This is a genomic window from Arthrobacter sp. 05L417, from assembly GCF_056397865.1.
This window is the reverse complement of record NZ_JBFTOG010000002.1, coordinates 108,625-133,712: the sequence shown is the minus strand read 5'-3', so window position 1 is coordinate 133,712 and position 25,088 is coordinate 108,625. Positions and strand designations below refer to the sequence as shown.

24 protein-coding genes are annotated in these 25,088 nt (G+C 65.0%); 6 read left to right on the top strand and 18 right to left on the bottom strand.

Annotated features, from left to right (window positions below):
- The first annotated feature begins 71 nt into the window (after window positions 1–71).
- Window positions 72–725 carry a phosphoribosyltransferase gene (locus AC1DJW_RS02545; RefSeq protein ID WP_390279335.1) on the top strand — a complete coding sequence of 218 codons (654 nt, stop codon included), beginning with the start codon at window positions 72–74 and terminating at the stop codon, window positions 723–725.
- Between the two features lie 144 nt (window positions 726–869).
- On the opposite strand, the gene hpaB is transcribed toward AC1DJW_RS02545, so the two are convergent.
- Window positions 870–2,324 carry a 4-hydroxyphenylacetate 3-monooxygenase, oxygenase component gene (gene hpaB, locus AC1DJW_RS02540; protein WP_284751187.1) on the bottom strand — a complete coding sequence of 485 codons (1,455 nt, stop codon included), beginning with the start codon at window positions 2,322–2,324 and terminating at the stop codon, window positions 870–872.
- Between the two features lie 64 nt (window positions 2,325–2,388).
- Entirely contained in the window at window positions 2,389–2,925 is a 537-nt protein-coding gene (locus AC1DJW_RS02535) for a flavin reductase family protein (protein WP_390278999.1), read from the bottom strand.
- 148 nt (window positions 2,926–3,073) lie between these two features.
- Here AC1DJW_RS02535 and AC1DJW_RS02530 point away from each other — a divergent pair, with 148 nt between their 5' ends.
- Entirely contained in the window at window positions 3,074–3,808 is a 735-nt protein-coding gene (locus AC1DJW_RS02530; RefSeq protein ID WP_284751326.1) for an IclR family transcriptional regulator, read from the top strand.
- A 159-nt stretch (window positions 3,809–3,967) separates the two neighbouring features.
- On the opposite strand, the gene AC1DJW_RS02525 is transcribed toward AC1DJW_RS02530, so the two are convergent.
- The 6 genes from AC1DJW_RS02525 to AC1DJW_RS02500 all read right to left on the bottom strand — a co-directional run bounded on the left by AC1DJW_RS02525 (window position 3,968) and on the right by AC1DJW_RS02500 (window position 11,607).
- The gene (locus tag AC1DJW_RS02525; protein ID WP_476900620.1) at window positions 3,968–5,401 is read right to left on the bottom strand and encodes an MFS transporter; all 1,434 of its coding nucleotides are present in this window, start codon (window positions 5,399–5,401) and stop codon (window positions 3,968–3,970) included.
- A gap of 135 nt (window positions 5,402–5,536) precedes the next feature.
- On the bottom strand, window positions 5,537–8,557 hold the full coding sequence (locus AC1DJW_RS02520; protein WP_476900619.1) for an AAA family ATPase: 3,021 nt from the start codon (window positions 8,555–8,557) through the stop codon (window positions 5,537–5,539).
- Window positions 8,554–9,741: an exonuclease SbcCD subunit D gene (locus AC1DJW_RS02515; protein WP_476900618.1), complete on the bottom strand. Its 1,188-nt coding sequence runs from the start codon at window positions 9,739–9,741 to the stop codon at window positions 8,554–8,556. The genes AC1DJW_RS02520 and AC1DJW_RS02515 overlap by 4 nt, the downstream gene beginning before the upstream one ends.
- A gap of 90 nt (window positions 9,742–9,831) precedes the next feature.
- Window positions 9,832–10,758, bottom strand: coding sequence for an MIP/aquaporin family protein (locus AC1DJW_RS02510; RefSeq protein ID WP_476900617.1), 927 nt, complete (start codon window positions 10,756–10,758; stop codon window positions 9,832–9,834).
- 142 nt (window positions 10,759–10,900) lie between these two features.
- The gene (locus tag AC1DJW_RS02505; RefSeq protein WP_390279007.1) at window positions 10,901–11,251 is read right to left on the bottom strand and encodes a DUF202 domain-containing protein; all 351 of its coding nucleotides are present in this window, start codon (window positions 11,249–11,251) and stop codon (window positions 10,901–10,903) included.
- The gene (locus AC1DJW_RS02500) at window positions 11,248–11,607 is read right to left on the bottom strand and encodes a YidH family protein (protein ID WP_284751194.1); all 360 of its coding nucleotides are present in this window, start codon (window positions 11,605–11,607) and stop codon (window positions 11,248–11,250) included. Before AC1DJW_RS02500 ends, AC1DJW_RS02505 begins: the two co-directional genes overlap by 4 nt.
- A gap of 73 nt (window positions 11,608–11,680) precedes the next feature.
- Between AC1DJW_RS02500 and AC1DJW_RS02495 the strand changes: the two genes are divergently transcribed.
- Window positions 11,681–12,760, top strand: a complete 1,080-nt coding sequence (locus AC1DJW_RS02495) for an ADP-ribosylglycohydrolase family protein (protein WP_284751195.1) — start codon at window positions 11,681–11,683, stop codon at window positions 12,758–12,760.
- A 12-nt stretch (window positions 12,761–12,772) separates the two neighbouring features.
- Here the strand turns inward: AC1DJW_RS02495 and AC1DJW_RS02490 are convergent, their stop codons facing one another.
- The 3 genes from AC1DJW_RS02490 to AC1DJW_RS02480 all read right to left on the bottom strand — a co-directional run bounded on the left by AC1DJW_RS02490 (window position 12,773) and on the right by AC1DJW_RS02480 (window position 15,679).
- Window positions 12,773–13,312: a DUF4395 domain-containing protein gene (locus tag AC1DJW_RS02490; RefSeq protein WP_476900616.1), complete on the bottom strand. Its 540-nt coding sequence runs from the start codon at window positions 13,310–13,312 to the stop codon at window positions 12,773–12,775.
- A gap of 66 nt (window positions 13,313–13,378) precedes the next feature.
- Window positions 13,379–14,404: a 3'-5' exonuclease gene (locus AC1DJW_RS02485; protein WP_476900615.1), complete on the bottom strand. Its 1,026-nt coding sequence runs from the start codon at window positions 14,402–14,404 to the stop codon at window positions 13,379–13,381.
- A gap of 9 nt (window positions 14,405–14,413) precedes the next feature.
- Window positions 14,414–15,679, bottom strand: a complete 1,266-nt coding sequence (locus tag AC1DJW_RS02480; protein ID WP_459341293.1) for an MFS transporter — start codon at window positions 15,677–15,679, stop codon at window positions 14,414–14,416.
- A 163-nt stretch (window positions 15,680–15,842) separates the two neighbouring features.
- Between AC1DJW_RS02480 and AC1DJW_RS02475 the strand changes: the two genes are divergently transcribed.
- Window positions 15,843–16,607, top strand: coding sequence for a VTT domain-containing protein (locus AC1DJW_RS02475; protein ID WP_476900712.1), 765 nt, complete (start codon window positions 15,843–15,845; stop codon window positions 16,605–16,607).
- 74 nt (window positions 16,608–16,681) lie between these two features.
- Here the strand turns inward: AC1DJW_RS02475 and rdgB are convergent, their stop codons facing one another.
- The 6 genes from rdgB to clpS form a co-directional block, all read right to left on the bottom strand.
- Window positions 16,682–17,323 carry an RdgB/HAM1 family non-canonical purine NTP pyrophosphatase gene (rdgB, locus tag AC1DJW_RS02470; RefSeq protein ID WP_476900614.1) on the bottom strand — a complete coding sequence of 214 codons (642 nt, stop codon included), beginning with the start codon at window positions 17,321–17,323 and terminating at the stop codon, window positions 16,682–16,684.
- The gene (gene rph / locus AC1DJW_RS02465) at window positions 17,320–18,078 is read right to left on the bottom strand and encodes a ribonuclease PH (protein WP_078108499.1); all 759 of its coding nucleotides are present in this window, start codon (window positions 18,076–18,078) and stop codon (window positions 17,320–17,322) included. Before rph ends, rdgB begins: the two co-directional genes overlap by 4 nt.
- Window positions 18,079–18,134: 56 nt before the next feature.
- Entirely contained in the window at window positions 18,135–18,932 is a 798-nt protein-coding gene (locus AC1DJW_RS02460) for an MBL fold metallo-hydrolase (RefSeq protein ID WP_284751200.1), read from the bottom strand.
- A complete protein-coding gene (gene murI / locus AC1DJW_RS02455; protein ID WP_390279014.1) occupies window positions 18,929–20,017 on the bottom strand; it encodes a glutamate racemase in 1,089 nt (362 codons plus the stop codon). Before murI ends, AC1DJW_RS02460 begins: the two co-directional genes overlap by 4 nt.
- Window positions 20,018–20,121: 104 nt before the next feature.
- Window positions 20,122–20,688 (bottom strand): DUF2017 domain-containing protein, encoded by a 567-nt coding sequence (locus AC1DJW_RS02450; RefSeq protein WP_284751202.1) that lies wholly within the window; start codon window positions 20,686–20,688, stop codon window positions 20,122–20,124.
- Entirely contained in the window at window positions 20,681–21,100 is a 420-nt protein-coding gene (clpS, locus tag AC1DJW_RS02445) for an ATP-dependent Clp protease adapter ClpS (RefSeq protein WP_476900613.1), read from the bottom strand. Before clpS ends, AC1DJW_RS02450 begins: the two co-directional genes overlap by 8 nt.
- A 166-nt stretch (window positions 21,101–21,266) precedes the next feature.
- Here clpS and AC1DJW_RS02440 point away from each other — a divergent pair, with 166 nt between their 5' ends.
- Window positions 21,267–22,595 carry a nicotinate phosphoribosyltransferase gene (locus AC1DJW_RS02440; RefSeq protein ID WP_390279017.1) on the top strand — a complete coding sequence of 443 codons (1,329 nt, stop codon included), beginning with the start codon at window positions 21,267–21,269 and terminating at the stop codon, window positions 22,593–22,595.
- Entirely contained in the window at window positions 22,596–23,222 is a 627-nt protein-coding gene (locus AC1DJW_RS02435; RefSeq protein ID WP_284751205.1) for an isochorismatase family protein, read from the top strand.
- 24 nt (window positions 23,223–23,246) lie between these two features.
- On the opposite strand, the gene AC1DJW_RS02430 is transcribed toward AC1DJW_RS02435, so the two are convergent.
- Window positions 23,247–25,025, bottom strand: coding sequence for a DEAD/DEAH box helicase (locus tag AC1DJW_RS02430; RefSeq protein ID WP_284751206.1), 1,779 nt, complete (start codon window positions 25,023–25,025; stop codon window positions 23,247–23,249).
- Window positions 25,026–25,088 lie beyond the last annotated feature (63 nt).

Here is a 25,088-nt window from a genome sequence, read left to right as displayed (position 1 = left end):
TGGCAGCGCGGAGCGGTCCCGGCAAGAAAGGTAGGCTTGATTCAGCGCTGGATGACGTGGAAGTGGGACGAATGGGCATGCGCTTCAAGGACCGTGCGGACGCCGGACGCCGCGTGGCAGCAGGGCTTCCGCAGCTCCGGCAACGGCCGGACACCATCTTGTTGGGCCTCGCCCGCGGTGGGGTCCCTGTGGCGGCCACTGCCGCCGTCGAGCTCCTCCAGCCATACGGCGCCATCCTGGTGCGCAAACTCGGCATCCCTGGGCGTGAAGAAACAGCGTTCGGCGCCTTGGCTTGGTCCAATGGCAGGATCGTCCGCATCCTCAACCGGCCCCTCGGCGAACGAATGCTGCGGCACGGAATCACCCAGGCTTCGCTCGACGCTGTGGAGGTACGCGAGCGGGGAGAACTCCTGCGGCGAGTGAAGACCTACCCCGGTATCAACTTCGACCTCAAGGGCAAGACTGTGGTTCTTGTCGACGACGGACTCGCCACGGGCGCAACGATGCGCGCCGCCGTCGAGGCCGTACGCGCGGGCGGGGCGGCGACTGTGGTGGCGGCCGTCCCCGTGTCATCCCTTGAAGCCCAAGCGTCCATCAGCCGGGTGTGCGATTTCATGATGTGCCTGCACACGCCAGGCAAGTTCCACGCCGTGGGCGCGTTCTACGAGCACTTCGAGCAATTGACCGACGACGACGCGGTGCGGCTTTTGGAGCAGGCGGGGTAATTCGCAAATTTGCCGGAGGGTTGCGGTTGTTCCAGCCATACGTGAGCGAGCGTCGGAGAATTTCCGGCCATACGTGAGCGAGCGTCGGAGTGCGAACGACGACGGCGATAGCTCGCCGTCGTCGTCGGACGCGCCGTGGCGCGTTCAGTCCTTCCGCTCGAGGAACTCCCGCACCCGGGCGCGGGCCGGCTCGCGGTCGTAGCTGTTCACGAGGGCGGCAGCCATGCGGACGGGGTCGCCGAAGAAGAAGTACTCATAGAGGGCCTGGCGCCCGGCGAACGCGGAAATGCTGGCATCGAAAGCGAGCTTGAAGAGGCGCACGCGCTCCGGCCCGGTCAACGTTTTCGCCTGCAGGTATAGCTCGATGTCCGGCAACGCGTCACTCGCCACGTCCGCTTCGCCTGGCAGCGCCATGAGGCCCGACGCCGAGAACTTCCGGATAATGGCGGGGAACCGCTGGGCAACCTTGGGGTACCAGTTGCGAGCCGCATTCAGGGTGGGCCAATGCGGCAAGAACACGCCATCCGGGCTTGGAGCTGCCTGGGCTTCGGCGGCCACCATGAGCGCCTTACCGATTTCGACGGTCTCGATCAGCTCCGCGAGGTCCTCCTGGATGTGTTGGAATCCGTCAATCCCGATCGATGCCGCGATCTCCGAGGCCAGGCCGAGGAAGAACTCGCTCTTCGCGATGGTCCTCGTGACCACCTGGTGGGTCATGAGGGCGCCGGCACCGGTCTCGGAGTAGAAGGCGTTGCACAGTTCAGGATGCCCGAGCATGAAGATGCGCTCGTTCGGCACGAACACGTGGTCGAAAACGACGACGGCGTCCATCTCCTCGAAGCGGCTCGCGAGCGGCTCGTCGTGGGTGCCTCCGCCGTTGTAGAGCGAGGTCCGGCACAGGTAACGCATGCCCGGCGCATCGTTCGGGAGGGCGAACGCGTAAGAGTAGGGAGCATCTTCCGGCGTCGAGCGCAGGAGCGTCGAAGGGAACACGAGAAGCTCGTCGGCGATCGGTGCGATCGTGGCGAGCATACGCGCGCCGTGGACCACGATGCCGTCTTCCCGCTCCTCGACGACCCTCGCGGAGAGCTGCCCGCCGAGCTGTTCGGAACCTGACACCGAACGGTTGACTTGCGGCGGGATCAGCGTGTGCGTTGCAAGGAGATCGTTCTCGCGGCAATGCTCGTAGTATTTGCGGATGTTTTCGCCGAACATCGGATCGGCCTGGGCAAACCATTTTTCTGCGGCCGCGAGCGCCGTGAGGGCGCCGTTCATGTAGTCACCCGTCCGGCCCAGGAACCCAAGGGAGTACTCCGCCCAGGTGCGGATCGCTGCATGCCGATGTTCGAGGTCTTCCTTGCTGCGCGGCACGAGGAACGAGGCACTCACCCGGTCACCTGTCGTCGGGGACTCGTAGGTGAGGGCGTCCGCATACTTCGGGTCATGCTGCATGTCGAAGAGCTTCGCGTACGTGCGGGCCACGTTCCTGAAGGACGGGTGGTCGGCGATCTTCTCGGTGACCATTTCGCCGTCGATCAGGACGTGGGGGTTCATCGAGTTGAGCTTGTCCAGGTACTGCTGTCCGGTCCGGATTCCCATGGTTGTCTCCAATGATGGTTGAGCTGAAACGGCATACGGATGCGGCGTCGACGGGCGCCGGCAACTACAGAAGGTCCTCCATTCCCAATTGGCTTTCCGGGATAGTGGTGAAAGAGCTGTTGGCGAACGCGAGCGCGTCGCCGCTGCGGTAGTTGAAGTCCGCCACTTCACCCAGGTAGAGGGTGTGGTCTCCGCCGTCGTAAGCCGCCCAGGGCGTACATTCGAAATAGGCGAGGACGTTGGATAGCCGGGGCGCCGTGTCGCCTTCTACCCAAAGGGGCTCGGGCCCGGGTCGGCCCGCGAAATGCAGGGCGAGTTGCTTCTGTTCGGCGCCCAGGATATTGACGCTGAAGGGGCGCCCGGCCAGCTCATCGTGGGCTTTGGCGTTGCGGGCGATGCTGACCAGGACCAGCGGCGGTTCCATGGATACGGCGGTAAAGGAGTTGACGGTGATACCGTGCCGCTTGGTGGCGCCGTCGAACGTCACGATGGCGACACCTGTGGCGAAGCGGCCCAGGCTGCCGCGGAAATGATGTGCCCGCGGCCGCGAAGTGCGGCTCAAGGGACCGGGCTCCGCATTGTGGCTGGACTTGGCAATCATCGTTGATTCCTGGCTGGCGATTGTTCTATATGTGAATTTGTTCTATATTTGAACAACAAATTCTCATACAGAACCATAGTCTCTTGTGAGTGACAGCACAAGACGGCGGGCCGGTCGCGTTAGGCCCCAACATAGGATGGAGCGCATGATGTCTCCCAGCGCCGCGAAAAGTCTGCAGGGCACGACGGCGACGGTCTCGCCGTCGCAGACCCTCTCCCGCGGAATCCAGGCCCTCGAAATCCTGGCGGCAGCCGAGGCCCCGTTGACCATTGCAGAACTCGCCGGCGCCCTGCGCGTTCATCGCTCGGTGGCCTACCGGATCCTTCGCACGCTGGAGGATCATTCCCTGCTGGTGCGCGACGACGCCGGCCGCGTTCAGCCCGGTCCCGGCCTTGCGGTGCTGGCCCGGGGTGTCTCCCGCGACCTCCAGACGGCCGCCCTCCCGGAACTGACCCAGCTTGCCAACGCCCTGAACATGACGGCATTCGTAGCGGTCTGGGATCATCAGGACTGCGTCACGCTGGTCACTGTCGAGCCCCGCCACTCAGCCGCGACCCTGGCACAGCATCCCGGCACACGCCACCCTGTGAATACCGGGGCGCCTGGAATCGCGATCCAATCCACCATGAGCGAAGAGGAATGGTCCGCCCGCGCTCCGGGCCTGCCCTATCGACCGGAAGCGGCAGAAGCGCGCCGGCTCGGCTACGCCGCGAGCCACGACGAAGTCATCGCCGGCTTGTCATCCTTGGCCGCCCCGATCCGGGTGCCGGGCGGGCGGCCCGCCGCGATCGCCGTCGTCTACATCCGCCGCGAACAGGATCAGGCCGCCGTCGGCGAAGCACTGGCGGCGAGCGCGGCCCGCATAGAGTCCCAACTGGCGTAAGGACCCGCCCCTTGGACCCCTGAGCCTTCACCCTTTGATGCGTGCGTTCGTCCGGTTTCTTCCAACGCTCGCTCACTTATAGGGCCAAACCCGGGAACCATCTCGCAGATGATCTGAGCGAGGGTTCCCAAAAAATGGCCCATAAATGAGCGAGCGTCGTTATGGTTGCGTGCTTGGCCGGCGCCGGAGGACCAGCCCGGCAACGATGCCGAGCACCAGAAGCGCGCCCGAAGCGGACGTGGACACCACAAATGCGGCGCCGGGTCCTTGGGTCTGGGCCAACTGGCCGGCAAGGTAGGCGCCCAGCGCCGTACCTGCCACGATGCCGCTCGCCAGGGCCGTCATGACCGTCGCCATCCGGCCGGCCGGTGCCACGACTCCCCCGATACTGAAGACCGTCACCATGACGGGTCCCACGGGAATTCCGAGCACCAACAGAACGACGACCATCGGCCAGATCCCGGCGGGAAGGAACAACAGGAGGGAGAACGCCGTCATCGCGGCCGCGGCGAGCACCCAACGGATGGTCAGTCCGAAGCGCTGCGGCCAATAGGCAACAGACAGCGCAGCGACGGCGGAGCTCAGGCCCATGACGGAATACATCAGCCCCGCAATTTCCGCCGTGGCGAACTGGGCGGAGAAAGCGCTCAACGCATTCTGGGTTGCACCAAAGAATGTTCCCATGCAGACCATGGCCAGCACCGGAACGGCGACCTTTAGCCAGGCCAATGAACGGACCCTTGACTGCTGCTCTGCAGGGACGCTCCCGACGGCGGTGCGCGCCTTGCGCTTTGCCGGCACCACAGCCAATTGTGAGGGATGGACGGCGAAGGCCGGCACGAGGGTGGCCGTAAGGACCGCCGCCAATGCGAGCGGAAGCCAAGGCGCTACGAGGCTCGCCAGAATGCCGACCAGCGCCGGACCGAGGACGAAAGTGATCTCGTCCGCGGTTCCCTCGTAGGACAAAGCGGTGTCGAGGTCTGCGCGGCTGGATGCCACGCTTCCAGAAGCGGCGGCATTGGCCCCGGTTCCGGGCATCGAATTCCGGGTGTTCAGGTTCCTAGTGGTCAGTGCCATCCAACGGACACGGGCCATGGGCCCCACCTGCGGGCAACTCGCCCCGGCGAGGAACGCTGTCACCAATATGGCAATCGCGTCCGTGGGGGTGTTGAAATCTGGCGTCAGGTACGCCGCAACGAGCAATGCGATGACTGTCATGGCGTTGACAGCAGCGGCTACGAGCAGAACCGGGCGCTGGCCTGAGCGGTCGGCGAGCGAGCCGAGCACCGGCGCGCCCAAGGCCGATCCGATTCCGACTGCTCCGGCAGCCAGGCCGCCGATAGCGTAAGAATGACTGACGGCCGTGACCAGCGTGAGGGTGCCGACGGTCAGCATGGCAAGGGGCAGCCTCGCAAAGAGTCCCAGCGGGAGGAAGCTCCGGCCAGCGAGCTCGGGCAAGCGGGCGAAGCGCCCAGGTAGACGCGAGCGACGGGGCTCCGCCGACGGGGACTGGGCCGACGTTGGCGCAGAAGGAAATTCAGGGTGAGGCTTAAGTGCGGTGTTCGCCGCGGGGTTCTGTGGGGAGGAGCTCATGATTCCGGGTTCGCTGAATGGTGCGCATCGTCCCTCCTCCCGATGCGCGCGACCCGGTGTAACCCTCCAAGTCTACCGGACGGCTGCGCCTGCTCCAGCGGGCCGCATACACGAGCCCGCAGCCTGAACCGGTGTCTAGGCTGCGGCGGCGTCGACGATTCGCACGGTGGAACCGTTCCGGTTTTTGATTACTTGCAGCTGGCTGCTGATCCTCTGTTTCATCTCCGCAACGTGGCTGACCAGTCCGACGACCCTGCCGCCGTCGCGCAGTCCCTCCAGTGCATCCATGACCTGCTCAAGGGATTGCTCGTCAAGGCTCCCGAAACCCTCATCCACGAACAAGGTTTCGATGTCTACACCGCCGGCCTCCTGTTGGACCACATCCGCGAGCCCCAGGGCCAACGCGAGCGAAGCCATGAACGACTCCCCTCCGGACAGGGTTGCGGTGTCCCGCCGCTGGCCTGTCCACTCATCCACGACTTCCAGTCCCAGACCGGATTTGGCGCCCCGGGCAGCCTTGGCGTCCGTGTGCTGCAGGGTGTATCGGCCATCGCTCATGGCGATAAGCCGCTCCGACGCCGCCGCCGCGACCTGTTCGAGGCGGGCAGCGAGGACATAGCTGTTGAGGCTCATCTTGTAGCCGTTATCGCCTGCTCCCCTGGCGGTTTCAGCGAGCTCGTTGAGTACCCGGGCGCGTTCACGGGGGCCGCGCCCGGATGCCGCAGCGTCTTCGTACTGTGAGCGGATCGCCGCCAGGCTGGTCATCGTCCTGGCAGCGAGTCCCGCAGCTAGATCCAGCCGGCGGGCCGTTTCTTCCGTTTGTCCGGCCTCCTGTTCCAGGGCGGCGAGCTCGACGGCGGTCAGGGGCACCTCACCGATCTGCGCTTCCTTGGCAGCGAGCACGAGTTCCTCGGACTCGAAGACCTCCGCGAGTCGGGCGCTCTCGGTCTCCGCGGCCCTGATGGTTTCATCGAGCCTCGCGGCGTGCTGCTCGTCGAGGATTTCGAGCCGCGCGGCCTCTGCGGTGTCGAATCCGTTCGCCGACAGGGCGGTTTCCAAGGCTGTGGAAGCATCATCCGAAGCCTCCCGGGCACGTTCCAACTGCACTCCCGCGGCCACAGCGGACTGCAGGAGCTCGCGTTGCCCGGTCAATGCCTCAATCCGCTCGCGCAGTGTGTCGAAGCCATCACGAAGGCCGCGAAGCAAGGTCTCCAGGGACTCGCGTTGTTCGTCGAGCAGGACCATGGTGGACGCAGCCTGCGCCGCGGCGGTGTCCTCCTGGACTTGCTCTTCCTCCAAGCGGGCAATGCGCTCCGCCGCGCGTGCAAGGTCGGTCTTGCCCCGTTTGAGCCCGTCGACGGCGGAACGTGCCGAGGCCAGGGCGTCTCTGGCTACGGCCTCCGCCGAAGCGGCTTCCTTCGGATCGATATCTCCGCCTTGGGCGGCGAGCACGGCAACTTCCTGCTCGGCGGACGCGAGCTCGGCCGCCGCCTGCAACAGTTCGTGCTCGCTCTCGTCATAGCGTTCATGGGCGGATTGCTCTTCCTCGGCAAGGGCCAAGGCGGTTAGCCCGGCTGGCGCCGGAGACGGGTGTTCGGAGCTTCCGCAGACGGGGCATGCTTCGCCGTCGTGCAGCTTTGCGGCGAGTTCGGCGGCGGCATTGGCCAGCCGGGATTCGCGGAGATCCAGCCAGAGTTGCCGGAGGTCCTGGGAGAGGGCCCGGGCCAACGCGTGGCGCTTCACTGCCGCGGACTGGGAATCAAGGGCGATTGTGTAACGGGCTACGGTTTTGACCGTGTTCTGCGCTGCTGCAGCTTCGCTTTCGCGGAGGGGCAGCTCCACAGCGGCCGCTTCCAGCGGGACCAACTCGCCTTCCAAGGCAGCCGCCTCCGCGCGAAGACCGGCCAATGCGACGGACCGCGCTGCTTTGGCCGACTCCCGTTGTCCTGCCGCCAGCTCAAGCGCGTCAAGCCTGGCAGTGATGTCCTCGAGCTTCTGTTCGTCCCCGACACGGGCCTCCACAATGGCCATCGTTTCTTGAATCCTGGCCAGGGACGCTCCGGGGTCGCTTGCGTCCAGAGAGGCGGCAAGAAGCTTCGCCGTCGCCGACTCCGCCTTCGCGCCCGCGAGGTCTAAGGCCTTCGCGGCGCGGTCGACGGCGTTGAGCTGTCCGCCGAGGACGGCGGCTTTGCGGTGGCGTCCAAGCCGCTCGCGGAATTCCTGCACTTCAGCCGCACGTGTGGCGAGGACTTCGCGCCGGCGCGTGGCGGCGTCGAGCTTCGCGTGCCGTTGAACCCGTTCCCGGGCGGAGCTGAGTTTGTCTGCCAGCTGAAGCCGGACGGCATCGGCAGAGATTGCAGCTTGCTGCCGCTCCAAAGATTCGGCCCGGGCCCGGGCCTCGAGGGTCCCTAGCCGGAGTTCGGGCGTGGACTCGTTGGATCCTGCGTCATCGAGACCCGGATCGCTGGCTTCTTCGATGCCCAGTTGCGCGTACTCTGACTCCGCCCGCTGCACGAGAAGCTGAAGTCCGTGCTGGTTGTCCTGCACTTTTGCTCGCGCGGCGTTTGCCTGGAGTACCAACTGCTGCTCGATCGCTTCAAAACGCTGGGTTCCGAAGAGTTTCTGCAGGAGATCCAGCCGGTCGGAAGCCTTGGAACGCAGGAAAGCCGCGAAGTCTCCCTGCGGGAGCATGACCACCCTGGTGAACTGTTCCCGGTCCATGCCCAGGACGTCACCGATTTCCATGCCGGCTTCGTCGTTGCGGGAAGTCTTTTCTTCCCACAAACCATTGACCCGTTCGCGCAGTAGCGTTTTGGCCTGCTGCGTGGTGAATCCCTTGCGTCCACGGGCGCTTGGCCGGTCCCATGCCGGGGAGCGGGTGACCTCGAAGCGCCTGCCGCGCGCCGAGAATTCGCAGACCACCCGGGGCTCCGCAGCCGGTTCCGCGTGATCGCTCCGCAGGCGTTTGCCGTCCTGGCGGGCGCCTGGCACCGAGCCATACAAGGCAAAGCAGATAGCGTCGAGCACGCTCGTCTTTCCCGCGCCGGTGGCGCCATTCAAGAGGAACAGGCCCTGTGCACCCAGCTGGTCGAAGTCGATTGACTGAAGCCCGGCAAACGGACCGAAAGCCTCGATTTCAAGGCGGTGGATTCTCACAGCTCTGCTCCTTCCAGCCGGACCGATTCCAGGGCTTCACGAAGGGCGGAAAGTTCAGCGTCGTCAGCGGGCCTCCCGCGCACATGGTCGAGGAAGCCGCAGCAAACACCAAGATCGTCTTCGGCCTCTGCAAGCCTGCTGCTGTAGCTGGCTTTGACCTTTCCCGCGGCGTCTTCAGGGTCAAAGCCCAGCACCAGCGTGTCCGGGAAACGGGCACGGAGCTGTTCCATAGCCTGCGCCGGCCGTGCGGAGTCCGTGAGGGTGACTTGGCAATACGCAGTCTCGGCCCAGGAATATTCCTCCGATTCCAAAAGCTCAGCGAGCTTCCCCCGGAGAATGGCCAGCTCCCGCGGTGCTTTCCACAGAATTTCCCCTACGCTCTCAACACCGTTGACGCCGACATCAATCAGCCATGCACCCTTCCGATGCTTGGCCTCCGAGAACGAGTACGCCAGCGGCGAACCTGAATAGCGGACGTGCTCCGAAAGTTCCTGGCGACCGTGCAGATGTCCGAGGGCCGTGTAGCCGAAGCCATCGAAGAGATCCAGGGGCACTGCCCCCAAACCGCCGATGCTCAAATCGCGTTCACTGTCCGAGGTGATGCCGCCGCTCGCGAAGGTATGTGCCAGCACAACCGAGTGCACCGGCCCTGCTTCGCTTCTCCGGGCAATGTCCTCACGGATGAGCTGGACCGCGGCCTGCGTGACGTCAAAGTGGCTCGGTGTTTGGGTGCCGAGCCGTTCGGCGACAAGCCGCGGTTCAAGGTACGGAATCCCATAGACGGCAAGCACGGGCGCACCCGGCTGAGCCGCGCCGTCCTCGCCATCCAGCGGAAACAGGACAGGGGAATCGAGATCCTCTACCCGGGTCCGCAAATGGACTCCCCCGCGCTCCAGCAGGCGTGAGGCGAAACCAAGGCGGATCGCGGAATCGTGGTTGCCGCTTGTCAGGACCACCTTGGCTCCGGCATCCGTGATCCGCACGAGGGCGTCGTCGAGAAGCTTCACGACATCCAGGGCAGGCAGCGCACGGTCGTAGACGTCCCCGGCAATCAAGACGACGTCCACCGACTGTTCCCGAACGACTGCCAGCAATTGCTCGAGGAAATTGCGCTGGGCGTCAAGCATCCCGGCGCCATGGAACGAGCGTCCCAGATGCCAATCCGAAGTATGCAAAAGCCTCATGTTTTCAAGCTAACTGGAGGCACGGACATTATTGGCGCGGCGCGGCGGCACCGTCCGTAACATGGCCTTCCGGGCAGCTGAATTCCTGTGTCAGCCCCGCTTGCCGTCGAAGAAATCACGGGCCGGGTCGGCGTCGGGCTTCTCTTCCGCGGGTGCCGCGGTGGGCGCAGGAGCCGGCGTGGAAACCTCGGCCGCACTTTCCGGGGCAGCAGCTTCAGCGTCGTCGTCGGACTTTTCGTCCCAGCCGTCGGCCGGCAACGGTTCTTCGACCTCAGGCACGGCCGCCGGAGCAGTTTCGCCGAAGCCGCGGAAGATGAGGCCTGCGATCGCCGCGCCCACCACAGGTGCGACCCAGAAGAGCCAGAGCTGCTCCACTGCCCAGCTCGAGCTGAAGATGGCGGAGGCGGTGGCACGTGCGGGGTTGAAGGCAAGGTTGCCGGTGGATTGGCCCAGCTGCAGCAGGACTGCGACTGTCAGGCCGACGGCGAACGGTGCTGCGATTTTGCCGGGATTGCGACGCGCGGTGGCGCCCAGGAAGACACCCACGAGGAGCGCAGCACCCAGGATCTCTATGAGCATCACGCCGGTGACGGGAACCTGGAAGCTCGAATGCGTACCGAAGCCGGAGGTTGCCGTGTCAAAGACGGTCCGGCTGTCAGTGATCCCGGGAACGGTTCGGACGACGGCGAAAATCGCCAACGCGCCCAGCAAGCCGCCCACAATCTGGGCCCCAACGTACGCGGCCCCATCCACAAGCTTCATCCGGCCGGCAACCAGGTGGCCAACCGTGATGGCCGGGTTGAAGTGCCCGCCCGACAAGTAACCGAAGGCGAGCATGGCAGCAGTAACGGTCAGACCGCTAGCCAGCGAGGCCGGCATCGGAACCGCCTGGGGGTTGATGAAGATCAGCACGCCCAAGCCAATAACCACAAGGAACAGCGTCCCCAGAGCTTCAGCGGACGCCCGGGCTAGGAGCCGGGATCCGCGGGAGGAGGGAGCGGACACAGTTGTGGTCATGTCGAGGGATTCCTTTGTTCGAAGTTCGGGTGGTCTGTTGCGGAGGCGAGCACTCCTGGCACGGCAAGAAGCCCTGCAGCGGACCGCACTCTTGCCCCGCAGCATCCTGTCAGCCGAGTCTGGACGCTTCCTGAATCCGAGCCTAGCCGCCCAACGCGATTGCGGCGACCGCAGCGCAGGCGAGCGCGATGATGGACAGGGCGCTCGCAAGCATCAAGATAGCCGACGCTTCCTCCGCGCCATGGTGCAACTGATGAGACCTGACCCAGACAACGCAGCCCAGGACGATCGTCGCAGCGGCGGCCGTCAAGGCGCAGATTCCCTGATAATCGAGCCCCGGTATCCCGGTGGGCAGTTGCCCCGCGCCGGACTTGGCCGTCAACCACCGGCGCCAGATGAAGAGGTCCACCACGAGAAGCGAAATCAGGGTCCGCCGCCAAGCCAGCGTGGTGCGCTCCGGTTGCAGCCCCCGATCCCTGGCTTCAATGCTCAACGCGCCACCAGGATCAGCACGGCAAAGGTGAACGCTGCCACGGCAACCACGATCGTCATCAGCAGCATGACCCGTGAGAACGGCAGGGCTTCGTCGTTGCGCATGGCCGCCTCCATCTGCGCCCACCGGCGGTAGGCAAGCGTCGCGAGGCCGGCGCCGATCATGGAAAGCACGACGCACAAGACAATGCGCACGGGCTGCGGCGCGATGTTCGGGGCGAGCTGATCGATAGCGACGGCACCAGCCAGCAGCGCCAAGGAAGTACGGATCCAGGCGAGGAAGGTGCGCTCATTCGCGAGCGAGAATCTGTAGTCCGGGGTCTTTCCGGTTTTCCGCCACGCGGGTTCACGCATCATGCCTCCTGGTTCACGAGCCACCGTATCAGCGGGCAGGTGAAGGCCGGCGATGCAGCCACGGTAAATTACCACTATGACTGCTGAACCGTCCCCCTCCACCATGCCGTCCTTCGAGTCCCGGGTTCACGGCTGCCTGCTGGGAGGCGCCTTGGGTGATTCGCTCGGCTACGCCGTGGAGTTCGACGACGTAGCCACCATCCGTTCCCGCTTCGGCGCCGCGGGCCTCACCTCTTTTGGCCAGCTCGACGGCGGCAGCCACTTTTCGGACGACACCCAGATGACGCTGTACACCGTTGACGGCCTCGTGGAAGCCCTCGAGTGGGCCAACGACGGCGTAGCAGCTGATGAAACGGCGTGCCTGTGGCTCGCGTACCTGCGATGGCTCGCTACGCAGGGTGTGGCGTTGCCTGCGTCTGCTCCCGCTCCCCAGCCGCGGTGGATCGACAGCCAGGAGGTACTCCGGCACCGCAGGCATCCGGGCAAAGCGTGCCTGAGCGGGCTCGCTACAGGCCAGATGGGAACCAAGTTCCGGCCCGTCAATCCGGAATCCAAAGGCTGCGGCACGGTCATGCGGTCCGCTCCGTTTGGCCTTGTCCCGCATATTTCCGAGGCCGCAGTCTACAAGCTGAGCACGGATGCCGCGTCTTTGACCCACGGACACCCTTCGGCGCGGCAAAGCGCGGGTGCCTTCAGCGTGCTCGTGCACAAGGTGACCGCGGGCTCGGATGTGCGGACTGCGGCTGAGCATGCCTTGAGCGTGGTGTCAGCACTGCCGGATCCAGATCCCGAGCTCCTAGGGCGCCTCCGGGAGGCGCTGGAACTGTCTTCCACCGGCACGCTGCTCAGCCCGGAAGAACTCACCGCGCAACTAGGCGAGGGCTGGGTCGCGGAGGAGGCACTCGCCGTCGGGCTCTACGCGGTGCTGGCAACCGCGGCAGAAGCTCAGCGCGATCCGGCCGCCCATTTCCGCCAGGCCATAGCGGTGGCGCTGAACCACAGCGGTGACAGCGACTCCACCGCGTCGATCGCCGGCAATATCCTCGGGGCACTCCATGGGGAAGAGGCACTGCCCTCGGACTGGCTTGAAGCCCTTGAAGCCCCTGAGGTCATCCGCGGGATGGCGCAACGGCTCATCGCCGTCACGGTGGGCTAAGAGCCAAACGGTTCAAAGCCTGCGAAGCGCAATGTTGTTGCACGCTTCGCAGACGTCCTCGGGGATGAGGCCGCGCCTCTGCAGGAACCCGAAAATGGCGCAGCCCAGGCAGAATCCCACAAACGATTCGAGGGACGCCGCGACGATCAGCAAGGCGAGCAGGATCCAGGCACCTGAAGCGAAACCGGCGAAGAACAGGACCACGGCCGCGGTGCTGAGCACCGCGCCGATTCCCTGCGCGAAACGCTTGGGCGGTCCCGGGACAAGTTTGGCAGGACCCACCCTGGGTGCCAGGACTTTGACGGATAGCAAGGCGAACGGCGAGATCCTCGGCCCGAACAACACCCGCAGCCAGAAGCCGGCGGCGATCAACGCGAGTCCCCAGCCGAGGCCGCTCACGAGGGTGGCCACTGCAGCAACAACCACCAGGCCGGCCGTGATCCTCGCGGCGTACTCATTGACCGGATTGGGGAAAGCGAAGACGGCGCGCCATCCAGTGGGTGCGGGAGCTGCGGTCAACCCTGCAGTGCCGGCCTGTTTTCCCTGTGTCATGGCTCAAGGCTAGGAGCGCCGCGACACAACGGGAAGCTTTGTTGCTCCGTGTGAAATTCGACGTGGCTAGCGTCCGCCGACCATCTGCAGGAACTCCCCCTCGGACAGCACCTCGATCTGCTGGCCGCGGCTGTGCAACTCCAGGACCCTTTTGGCTTTGCCGGTGAGGCAACCATTCCGGAGATCGCCGGCTACAAAGCCGTCGCCCACCACGAGGACCGTGGTCCTCCCGGTCACGCGGCTCTCCGGACGCGCACCCATCTCCGCTGCCCGCTGTTTCGCTTCCAGCCGGGCAATCGCAAGCTCACCTGTGAAGACGACGGTCTGCCCGAACAGAGGGTGGCCCGGTTCCGCTGCAGGGTTGGGCTCCGGATTGGTGCCTTCTTCAGGCCAATTGCTCCAGGCGCGTCCAAGCTGGCCGGCGCCATTCCCGACGCCGGACCGGCCGGCGACCGCGTCGCGCACTCCACCGACGCCCGCGAGCGCAGCGAGCGTTTGTTTGGACAGTCCGTCTCCTGGCTGGAAGGCCTGCTGTTTGGGAATGGCCAGGCCGAGGGACAAGTACAGCTCGGCGATGCTGTTGGCGTTGTTCCTCTGCGCGATGTCCACCAGGATTCCGGCGCAGGCCCGGGCGTCCTCCGCGGCGTCGTGATGGTTCACGAGGGGCACGCCCGCCTCCTCTGCCGCGTAGGGCAAGGAATTGGATACCAAGGAGTAGCAGCGCCGGGATAACATCACCGTGCAGACGTACTCGTATGCGGGGCCAGGCAGGCCGGAAACTTCGAGTCCGGAACGGATGACGCCCAGATCGAACGCCGCATTGTGGGCGGCAAGGATGTCTCCGCCGATGAAAGCCCCGATTTCAGGGAAGAGTTCGCCAAAGCGTGGAGCGCCGGCGACGTCCTCGGCGCGAATGCCGTGGATCCGCGTGTTGTGGTACTCGAAGTGGTCGTGGTTTTCCGGCGGCCGCATGAGCCATGAAGCTTCCTCCACCACGACCCCGCCGCGGACCTTGCTCAGCCCGACCGAGCACGGAGAACCCCTGAAGCCGTTCGCAGTTTCAAAGTCGATCGCCGTAAAGTCCAATGCCACTGGTCAAGGTTACAGGTGGACTGGTGAAGTGCGTGCTTCCCGGGGACCGGCGGGGTAGCCGCCGCGGCGGCTGGCCAGGATGATTGCGAGCGCTGCCGCCGTCGGGACGGCCGCGGCAAGCGGCACCCACAGGGCGCCGACAGTAGTCAGGGCCAGGGCGCCATACCCCGCGCCGACAGCGATGCCCAGTTGAATGGTGACCACCGTCAAGCCGTTCGCGGCGTCCCTGTGTTCTCCGCCGGCGCGAAGGATTGCTGCCTGGTTGTAGATGCCGATGGCCCCGAAGGCGGTACCCCACACGGTCACCAGGACGAGTTCGCCTACCCAGGTGCCGCCAAGTAGCGGCAAGAGGCCGAAGGCGAGCATGAGCAGGGCGACAGCGGAAAGCAGGGAGCGCCGCGGATGGGAATCGGCGGTGAGGCCGGCGATCCAGATCCCCACGAGGCTGGCAGCCCCCACCACGGACAACGAAATGCTCGTGAAGGCATCCGGCAGGCCGGAGACGTGGAGGAACGGCGCGATGTAGGTGAAGAGGGTGAAGTGACCCAAAAGCAAGAGCGGCCAGGCTGTGGCCACCGCGATCACGCCAGGCAGCTTCAGTGCTCCGCGAAGAGTCGGTGTCGTATTGCTGTCCTCGTCATGAGCGGAGGGGAGCACCCAAACGGCCAGCAACGCGAGAACTGCACCGACTCCGGCCAGGATAAGGAAGGAAACCCGCCATGTAAGCACCGAGCCCATGAGCGTGCCGATCGGAGCGCCCACAGCCAGCGCGATGCTGTTGCCGCTGAAGACCACGGCCATTGCTTTTCCGACGGAGTGCGACGGAACGATCCTGGCAACGTAGGGGGCCATGCTTGACCACAGCATCCCGTGGGCCACACCCCCGAGGAGCCTCGCGGCAACTGCGAAGCCCAGGCTCGGGCTGGAAGCCAACAGCACGTTGCTTAGGGCGAACGCGAGCACCGTGCCGATCAACAACCCCTTGCGCGGGACCCGTCCGCCGAGCAGCCTCGACAAGGGAAGCGCTGTAAACACGATGACTGCTGCATAGGCGGCCGTCAGGGAACCCACTGCCGCCTCATCTACTCCCAGGTCCCGGCTGATCTGTGGAAGTAGTCCGGACGGGAGGAGTTCGGTGGTAACGGCAGTGAAACCTGCCGCGGCGAGGATCAGAAGACCTCCCCACGGGAACACCGGGGCTGGCCCGGCGGCGACCTTCGCCGGTGTCCTGGATATGGCTACGTCTCGCTTCAACAGTTCTTCCTCGTCACTCATGTTCAGTTAGGTGCGGACGCAGAAGTTTTCGTCTCTTCTGCCCATGTCCACCACGCTACCCACGTCCGGCGAAAGGTGGCAGTGTCTGTCAGACACCCCCAGCGGATGACTCAAGGGCCCGACGGCGGATGTCCCGTACCCTTGAAGGGTGACCCTTTCTGCGATGAACGACTTTGCCGTATCCGCTTTGGGGGGTGCAGGGCAGGTGCAGCCGCATATGTCCGCGCTCCTCCCCGACTGGTTGAACCCCCAGATCTTCCTGGCCGACCCCGCCTTGGCACCATGGGTAGTCCTGCTCGTGTGCGGCATTGTGTTCGCCGAGACCGGACTTCTGGTGGGCTTCTTCCTGCCTGGCGATTCGATGCTCTTCACCGCAGGGTTGCTGGTCGCCACGGATACCATCAAGTTCAATATCTGGGCACTCGTCGCCCTCATCGTCGTGTCTGCGATCATCGGCAACCAGAGCGGCTACCTCATTGGTTCCAAAGCCGGACCCGCGATCTTCAACAAGCCTGATTCCAAGCTGTTCAAACGGGAGAACGTCGAGAGCGCACACGCCTTCTTCGAAAAACATGGCGGCAAGGCCCTGATCCTGGCCCGCTTTGTTCCGATCATCCGCACCTTCGTCCCGGTGATCGTCGGCGTCGCGCAGATGGACAAGCGCAAGTTCTTCATTTTCAACGTCATCGGGGCCGTGCTCTGGGGTGGCGGCGTCACGCTGCTCGGCTACCTTCTCGGAAACAAGGTTCCGTGGGTCCGGGACAACCTCGACATCATCTTCGTGGTCATCGTCCTGCTCTCGGTGATCCCCGTCGCCGTCGAGGTCATCCGCGGCCTCCTGGCCAAGCGCAAGGCCACGGACCGTGGAACTGAACCAGTCGAAGAGTTCATCGACGGACACGAAGCCGGAAAGCACGGCGAGCGCTAAGCCCACTGGCTTATAGAAGAGGCACCCCGCAGTTCGCCTGCGGGGTGCCTCTCTCGTTAATACCTACAGGAGTTTTATCGCAGGGCGTCCACGATAGCCGGTAGCAGAGCCCTGAACGCCTTGCCGCGGTGGCTGATGGCGTTCTTCTCCTCGGAACTCAGCTCCGCGCAACTGCGGTCCAGCCCCTGCGGCTGGAGTACGGGGTCATAACCGAATCCACCCGCGCCGCGGGGCTCATGCAAGAGAGTGCCTTCCAGCTGGCCGTACTCGACCACCTCGCGCGCCCCGCCGTCGACGGCGGCCGGTACAGCGAGTGCCGCCGCGCAGACAAACGCTGCTCCCCGGTGTGCGTCGGGGACGTCCGAGAGCTGCGCCAGCAGGAGCTGGAGGTTGGCGGCGTCGTCACCGTGCCGGCCGGACCAGCGGGCCGAGAAGATACCCGGAGCCCCACCCAGGACGTCCACGGCCAGTCCCGAGTCATCGGCGATCGCTACCATTCCCGTGGCTTCAGCCACGGCCCGTGCCTTGAGCAGCGAATTCTCGGCAAACGTCACGCCGGTCTCGGCAACATCGGGAGCGCCGGCCGCGGCCGCGTCAATCACTTGGGTATCGACGTCGAGTCCTGGTACCTGCCCCCTGAGCAGTTCCCTGAGTTCGCGCAGTTTTCCTTTGTTGTGGGTAGCGAGAACGAGCCGCGGCGTCGTTGCCCCGCTCACGGAGCCTCGGCCAGGGTCTCGCGCTGGATTGCCGCCAACTCGCCCGTGCCGATGAGGGCGAGGTCCAGCAAGGCATTCAGTTCATCGCGGTCGAAGGGGGCTCCCTCCGCGGTGCCCTGGACTTCCACGAACTTCCCGGAGCCCGTGACCACCACGTTCATGTCGGTTTCGGCGCGAACGTCCTCGACGTAGGGCAGGTCCAGCATCGGGATGCCGTCGATGATTCCCACGGAGACGGCAGCGATCGTGTCGATCAGCGGCTGTGCGTTCTTGGCGATCATCTTGTTCTCGCGGGCGAAGCGAATCGCTTCTGCGAGCGCTACGTAGGCGCCTGTGATCGCGGCGGTGCGGGTGCCGCCGTCGGCCTGCAGGACGTCGCAGTCCAGCACGATCGTGTTCTCGCCCAGGGCCTTGGTGTCGATAATGGAACGCAGCGAGCGGCCGATCAGGCGCGAAATTTCGTGGGTGCGTCCGCCGATCCTGCCTTTGACCGACTCACGGTCGGAACGGGTGTTCGTGGCCCGCGGCAGCATGGCGTACTCGGCCGTGACCCAGCCCCGGCCTTCGCCTTTGAGCCAACGCGGAACGCCCTCGGTCAGGGAAGCCGTGCACAGCACCCGGGTGTTGCCGAATTCGATCAGGGCCGAACCTTCGGCCTGCTTGGACCAGCCGCGGGTGATGCTGATGGGACGGAGTTGATCGGGCGTGCGGCCGTCGGCACGGATGACGGGGACAGATGTGGCTTCGGAAGTCATACTGCAAGCTTAGCGATCCGGTGGCCCACGCCGGACTACTCAGTTGGACTGCGGGTTCAAACGGTGTAGTGGACTCCGGCAACCGCGACGGCGACATCGCCGGCAAACTCGGGCCGCGCCTCTGCCATGACTTTGGTCTGCGATGTCCACACAGGGATGTGAGTCAGCAGGAGGCGTCGGGCTCCGGCGGCTGTCGCCGCCTGGCCCGCGCGCTTGCCGGTCAAGTGCACATCCTTGATGTCGTCGTCGCGCCCTTCTTCAAAGGCGGCCTCGCACAGGAAGAGATCGGCATTCCGGGCAGCATCCTCTAGGCCTTGGCACGAGTCGGTGTCTCCCGAGTACGTCAGGATGCGGCTCACCGCTTTGCCTTCTTTGTCCGGCTCGGTGACCTCCACGCGCAAGGCGTAGGCCTCTTCCACAGGGTGGTTCACGGCAAACGGCGTCACGGTGAACGGTCCGAGCTGCACGGATTGGCGTTCGCTCCAGTTGCTGAAGTCGAATTCCTCGTGCATTCCCGGGTCCAGATCGAGCCCATAGGCGGTGGCCATGCGGTCGGCGGTCGCGGCCGGCCCCCAGACGGGGATCCTGTCCCGCCCCCAGCCGCCCGGCTTCCAGCGTACGGCCACGTGCAGTCCGCAAAGGTCCATGCAATGATCCGGGTGCAAGTGGGTCAGGAAGATGGCGTCGATGTCTTCGAGGTCCGTGTAGCGCTGTATGGCCCCGAGGGCGCCGCTGCCGAGGTCCATGACGATCTTCCACTGGCGCTCACCGTCGTGCGCGGTCAGTAGATAGCACGACGCCGGCGACCCGGGACCGGGGAAGGAACCTGTGCAGCCAACAATGGTCAGTTTCACTGGATGCGGCCCCCGCGGGCCGCGCCGAAGTCGTTCACGGTGAAGGCTGCAGGGTCAACGAAATTGGACGTCCTCGCATGATGGCCGCCTGCGCGGGCGGCCTCCAACATTTCCGGGGTGATGCGGGCGAGGCTTCCGGTCGGGTATTGGGCGGCCACATGGTCCACGTGGCGCACGGACAGGACCTCCGGGCCGAGGAAACGGCGCGCCAGGGTTTCAAACTGCACGGCGTCGCCGGTGGCCATGAAGTCGTGCCGGGGCAAGCCGGCATCGGTCCGCTGGATCCCGTGGGTGGCCAAGGCGCGGTAAACGTCTTTGGCGGTCTCTTCGGCGCTCGACACAAGAGTGACGTCGTCCCCCATGACGTAGGAGATCACGCCAGTGAGCAAGGGATAGTGCGTGCAGCCCAGCACCACGGTGTCCACGCCGGCATCCCTGAGCGGTTCCAGGTATTCGTGGGCCGCGGCCAGCAGCTCGGGGCCGGTCGTAATGCCGGCCTCCACGAAGCTCACGAATTCAGGGCAGGCTACCGAGGTGATGCTGAGGTCCGGGGCTGCGGCAAAGGTGTCCTCGTAAGCGCGGGAACCCACTGTGGCCGATGTCCCGATCACGCCGATCCTGCCGGATCTCGTCGCGGCCACCGCCCGGCGGACTGCGGGTTGGATGACCTCGATGACGGGGATCCCGTAGCGGGCCGTGTAGCGTTCGCGGGCATCGCGCAAGACTGCGGCCGAGGCTGAGTTGCAGGCGATGGTCAGGAGTTTCACGCCGGAGTCCACGAGCTCGTCCATGACGCCGAGGGCATTGGCCCGGACTTCGGCGATGGGGAGCGGCCCGTACGGTCCGTTGGCCGTGTCCCCCACGTAGATGATCGACTCATGGGGCAATTGGTCGATGATGGACCGTGCCACGGTCAGTCCACCGACTCCGGAATCGAAGACCCCGATGGGGCGTGATCCCAGCAAGGGGTTGTGTGCGTGGTTGTTCAGTGTTTCCGGCTTGCGCTGTGACTCGGGCTTGCGCTGTGACTCCGGCGCCGCCGCGGCGCTCTCCCCACCCGATACCGGGTCCGATGCTGAGTTCATGATTCTTAGAGAATAAGCCAAGGCATGTGCTGCAGCCACGACATGTGGCGGGGGCCTCGTGTCTGTTTTGTCACACGGACGGCCACAAGCCCCGGCAATTCCACTCAGGGTTTCCGGTCCATCGAGGCCATCATGGCCTGGACCAACGATTCCTGAAGCCAGGTGGTGAAGTTGTAGACGAGCGCCAGGTAGCTCTCTACGTCTTCGGCCTGCGACCAGTCCTGCATGGCGTGCACATGGTCGGCATCTTCTTCGTCGCGGATATCGAGGCGCTCCGCCAGCACCAAACGAACATCGTTGAGGGCCATGGACCAGAGCTTCGCCTCCTCGCGGGTGAGGACGAGCTCGTTTCGGTCCAGGCCCATCGCGGCCGCCCGAAGCGCGCCGATTTTCCCTTCCCGCAGCGAGCGCTCGGTGAGCTGGCGGAACTCCAGGGACGCGGCGTCGTCGTTCTTCATGACGTTCGGCAAGAGCCGCAAAAGGGCGCGATCGGACGGTTCCTTGACGTTCATGTCCAGGCCGATCAAGGCCGTCAGGGGATCTTCGTTCCTCGACAGCTCTGGTTCCAGCATCGAAATGACATCGTCCAGGAGTCCGCGCAGGAGTTCGCGCTCGGCGGGCTCAAGATAGCCGGTAATGCCTTTGAGTCCGTATTTGAAAGCCTTAGCCACGTGCGCCGCCCTTGCGTCCCCGGCCGTCGCCGCTGCTTGCCTTTTCAACCGTTGCCCACAGACCGTAGCCGTGCATGGCAACCGCGTGCTGCTCCACCTGTTCCTTGCCACCGTACGCCACGATGGAACGGCCCTTCTTGTGGACCTCAAGCATGAGTTTGTTTGATTTGGCCTCGGAATAGCCGAAGTAGCTCTGGAACACGTAGCTCACGTAGCTCATGAGATTGACGGGATCGTTCCAGACTACGAGGTTCCAAGGGATGTCAGCAGCGCTGAGGAGGTCGGTGGACGACTGCTCCGAGATGTCCGTCCGTTCCCCTCCCTTTAAGCCTGCGTCTGTCACTGTGTTGGTGCCCGTACAGGTGGCTATAGAGGTGCCGGGGGCTGTGCCGGGGCCGACGGTAGTGGTCATCTGTCCATTCTAATGGCGTTGTCTGGGCGAGCTAATGACGGTGGACCGGCGAGGGCCCCGCGTTGAGCGGAGCGAGACGTGGGAGCCGGTGGGTGGGCCCACACCGGCGAGGGCCCCGCGTTGAGCGGAGCGAGACGTGGGAGCCGGTGGGGACTAGAGTGAATTCGTGAGTAGATCCGTCGCCTGGGACCACCCCCGCACGTCGTTGTACACCGATCACTACGAGCTGACAATGCTGGAAGCTGCCCTCCATTCGGGCGCGGCGCACCGGCGCTCCGTCTTCGAGGCCTTCGCCCGCCGCTTGCCCGATGGCCGCCGCTACGGCATCGTGGCCGGCACCGGCCGGCTGCTTGAGGGAATCAAGGACTTCCGTTTCGGAGACGCCGAGCTCGCGTTCCTCGATCAGCACAAAGTCGTTGACAGGCAGACATTGGACTTCCTCGCGGACTACAGGTTTTCGGGCGACATCTGGGGCTATCCGGAGGGCGAAGCCTACTTCCCCGGCTCCCCCATCCTGATCGTCGAATCCACATTCGCGGAAGCCTGCATCCTTGAAACGTACATCTTGTCCGTGCTCAACCATGACACCGCGATTGCTTCGGCTGCTTCACGCATGACCAGCGCGGCCGGCAACCGGCCGTGCATCGAGATGGGCTCCCGGCGCACCCAGGAGGAATCGGCGACGGCTGCAGCCCGCGCCGCGGTCATCGCCGGTTTCGGCAGTACCTCCAACCTTGAGGCCGGCCGCCGTTACGGCATCAAGACCGTGGGCACAGCCGCCCATTCGTTCACGCTTCTGCACGACACCGAGCGCGAAGCCTTCGAAGCGCAAATCTCGGCCTTCGGACCGGGAACCACGCTCCTGGTGGACACGTACGACGTCGAGGTCGGCGTACGCACCGCGGTGGAACTCGCGGGTGACAAGCTCGGGGCAGTCCGCCTGGACTCCGGAGACCTCGTGGCCCAGGCCCAGTGGGTCCGCGAGCTGCTGGACAACCTCGGCAACACCAACACCCGGATCGTCGTCACCTCGGATCTCGATGAATTCGCCATCGCGGCCCTGCAATCGGCCCCGGTGGATGTGTACGGCGTGGGCACCTCGCTGGTCACGGGATCGGGAGCTCCGACGGCCAGCATGGTCTACAAACTCGTCAGCCGGACCAACGATGACGGTGAATTCGTTCCCGTGGCCAAAATAGCCAAGAACAAGGCCAGCGTGGGCGGCCGCAAATACGCCCTCCGCAAACTCAACGAACTCGGCATCGCAACCCAGGAGATCGTGGGCATCGGACACCGCCCTGAAGACGACGGCAACGACCGCCCCTTGCTCCAGCAGTTCGTCAAGAACGGTGAGCTGCTCCCGGGATGGACCGGACACGAGGGCGTGGTCCGGGCACAGGAACGCCACGCTGCCACCATGGCCGAACTCCCCCCGGTAGTCCGGAGGCTGCAGCGCGGCGAGCCCGCAATCCCCACCGTCTACGAGGAGGACTGAATGTCCCGCGCCCTGATCATCGTGGACGTCCAGAACGATTTCTGCGAGGGCGGCTCCCTCGCCGTGGAAGGCGGCGCCGCTACGGCTGCCGCTATCAGCGAATACCTTGACGAGAACCATCAGCATTTCGACCATGTCGTGGCCACGCAGGACTGGCACGTGGACCCGGGCAGCCATTTTTCGGAAACCCCGGACTTCGTGGACAGTTGGCCGCCGCATTGCCGCGCCGGGAGCAAGGGCGCCGAACTCCACCCGGATCTCGACGCCGAATACGTCCAGGCCTACTTCCGCAAGGGACAGTACACCGCCGCCTATTCAGGCTTCGAAGGAGTCCTCGCGCCTGAAGACGAAGTGCCCATGGGCGAGCTCACGCCCGGCGCGGTCCCCTCCGTCGAGCTGGACGAGGACGCCCTCGGGCTCGATGACTGGCTGCAGAGCCACGGAGTGGAAGAAGTCGTCGTAGTGGGAATCGCCACGGACTACTGCGTCAGGGCCACCGCGCTGGACGCCGTGCAAGCGGGCTACTCCGTGACAGTGATCGGTGATCTCACCGCCGGAATCGCGGAAGATCTTGACGAGACTTACGCAGAGCTGGAAGAAAACGGCGTCGAACTGGGGCAGCGCTAAGGACAGGAGCCCTGCCAGGAAGTTCTACTTCCGTCCGATGAACCAGTCCTGAAGCTTGCGCAGCCGTGACTGCAATTGCTCCTCGTTTGCCTGCGCGACTGCCGGTCCGCCACACACCTCGCGCAACTTGTTGTGGACGACGCCGTGCGGGGTACCGGTGCGGGCGGACCAGGCCGCAACGTTTTTTGCGAGCTCGTTGCGCAAGTCCATCAGCATGCGGTGGTCCGGAACAGCGGGTGACGCGGCGGCAGCCAACGGAGATTGGCGTTTCTTCCTCGACTGCTGATCATGCTGCCGCTGCCGGAGCAACGTTCCCACCTGTTCGGCGTCGAGCAGTCCCGGGATCCCGAGGAAATCAAGTTCGTCCTCGGAGCCGATATCGGCTCCCGTGCCGAATTCGCCGCCGTCGAACAGCACCCTGTCAAAGGATGCCTGCGAATCGAGGGCCTCGAATTTGCCCTTCTCCAGGGAGTCCGAGGCCTTCTCTTCGCGGTTGGCCTCAGCCATCAGGTTCTCTTCGGGGTTGAAGAGGCCGTCCGGATCTTCCTTCTCCGGCCGGTCCAGCGCGTGGTCCCGCTCGGCTTCCATGGAGTTGGCCAAGGCCATGAGGGGCGGCACGGACGGCAAGAAGACCGACGCCGTTTCGCCGCGTTTGCGGGCACGGACGAAGCGGCCCACGGCTTGGGCGAAGAACAGCGGCGTAGACGTGGACGTCGCGTAGACGCCCACTGAAAGCCGCGGGACGTCAACGCCTTCGGACACCATGCGCACGGCCACCATCCAGCGCTTGTCGCTGGCGGTGAACTCCTCGATCTTGTGCGAAGCCTTGGAATCATCGGACAGGATCACCGTGGGCGACTGGCCCGTAATCTTCTTGAGCTGACCGGCATAGGCGCGGGCGTCGTCGTGATCCGTGGCAATCACGAGGCCGCCGGCGTCGGGCACGGTACGGCGCACTTCGCTGAGGCGCTTGTCGGCGGCAGCAAGAACCGCGGGGATCCATTCGCCGCCCGGGTTGAGCGCGGTGCGCCATGCCTGGGAGGTGATGTCCTTGGTGACGGCAGCTTCGCCGAGCGAAGCCGCCATTTCGTCCCCCGCGCTGGTACGCCAACGCATCTGGCCCGAATACGCCATGAAGAGCACTGGACGGACAACGTGGTCCCTCAAGGCATTGCCGTAACCGTAGGTGTAGTCCGCCTTCGAGCGGCGGATGCCGTCGCGGTCTTCGGCGTATTCGACGAACGGGATGGGTGAGGTGTCGGAACGGAAAGGCGTGCCCGTCAGGGCCAGGCGCCGCGCGGCAGGGTCGAAGGCCTCGCGCAATCCGTCGCCCCAGGACAACGCCTCGCCGCCGTGATGGATTTCGTCGAGAATGACCAGCGTGCGGGCAGCCTCGGTCTTGGCCCGGTGGAGCATGGGCTTGCTGGCCACCTGTGCGTAGGTCACCGCGACGCCGACGAAGCCCCTGCCGTGCTGGCCGTCTGCGTTCTTGAAGTTCGGATCGATGGCAATGCCCACCCTGGCCGCGGCGTCCGCCCACTGCCGTTTCAGGTGGTCGGTGGGAGCGACGATCGTCACGCGGTTCACGGTTCCACTGTCAAGGAGTATCGACGCAATCCGCAGGGCGAAGGTGGTCTTACCTGCGCCCGGCGTTGCCACGGCGAGAAAATCGCGCGGGCTCGCGTTCAGGTACAGATCCAGCGCTTCCTGCTGCCAGGCGCGCAGCTTCGGGGCGGTTCCCCAGGCTGCGCGTTCCGGATAAGCCGGAGGCAGCGCAGGGCCGCCGAAGAGTGTTTCAGTCACGCGGTTTCCCCCCGACCAGCAACGATTCCAAGCAAGGCCGCTGCAGCCAGCGAAACCCAAATA

Bases quoted from the DNA above. Each gene is read 5' to 3' on its own strand.
- AC1DJW_RS02545 (WP_390279335.1), top strand. From the start codon at position 72: ATGGGCATGCGCTTCAAGGACCGTGCGGACGCCGGACGCCGCGTGGCA.
- hpaB (WP_284751187.1), bottom strand. From the start codon at position 2,324: ATGGGAATCCGGACCGGACAGCAGTACCTGGACAAGCTCAACTCGATG.
- AC1DJW_RS02535 (WP_390278999.1), bottom strand. From the start codon at position 2,925: ATGATTGCCAAGTCCAGCCACAATGCGGAGCCCGGTCCCTTGAGCCGC.
- AC1DJW_RS02530 (WP_284751326.1), top strand. From the start codon at position 3,074: ATGTCTCCCAGCGCCGCGAAAAGTCTGCAGGGCACGACGGCGACGGTC.
- AC1DJW_RS02525 (WP_476900620.1), bottom strand. From the start codon at position 5,401: ATGAGCTCCTCCCCACAGAACCCCGCGGCGAACACCGCACTTAAGCCT.
- AC1DJW_RS02515 (WP_476900618.1), bottom strand. From the start codon at position 9,741: ATGAGGCTTTTGCATACTTCGGATTGGCATCTGGGACGCTCGTTCCAT.
- AC1DJW_RS02510 (WP_476900617.1), bottom strand. From the start codon at position 10,758: ATGACCACAACTGTGTCCGCTCCCTCCTCCCGCGGATCCCGGCTCCTA.
- AC1DJW_RS02500 (WP_284751194.1), bottom strand. From the start codon at position 11,607: ATGATGCGTGAACCCGCGTGGCGGAAAACCGGAAAGACCCCGGACTAC.
- AC1DJW_RS02495 (WP_284751195.1), top strand. From the start codon at position 11,681: ATGACTGCTGAACCGTCCCCCTCCACCATGCCGTCCTTCGAGTCCCGG.
- AC1DJW_RS02490 (WP_476900616.1), bottom strand. From the start codon at position 13,312: ATGACACAGGGAAAACAGGCCGGCACTGCAGGGTTGACCGCAGCTCCC.
- AC1DJW_RS02480 (WP_459341293.1), bottom strand. From the start codon at position 15,679: ATGAGTGACGAGGAAGAACTGTTGAAGCGAGACGTAGCCATATCCAGG.
- AC1DJW_RS02475 (WP_476900712.1), top strand. From the start codon at position 15,843: ATGAACGACTTTGCCGTATCCGCTTTGGGGGGTGCAGGGCAGGTGCAG.
- rph (WP_078108499.1), bottom strand. From the start codon at position 18,078: ATGACTTCCGAAGCCACATCTGTCCCCGTCATCCGTGCCGACGGCCGC.
- murI (WP_390279014.1), bottom strand. From the start codon at position 20,017: ATGAACTCAGCATCGGACCCGGTATCGGGTGGGGAGAGCGCCGCGGCG.
- clpS (WP_476900613.1), bottom strand. From the start codon at position 21,100: ATGACCACTACCGTCGGCCCCGGCACAGCCCCCGGCACCTCTATAGCC.
- AC1DJW_RS02435 (WP_284751205.1), top strand. From the start codon at position 22,596: ATGTCCCGCGCCCTGATCATCGTGGACGTCCAGAACGATTTCTGCGAG.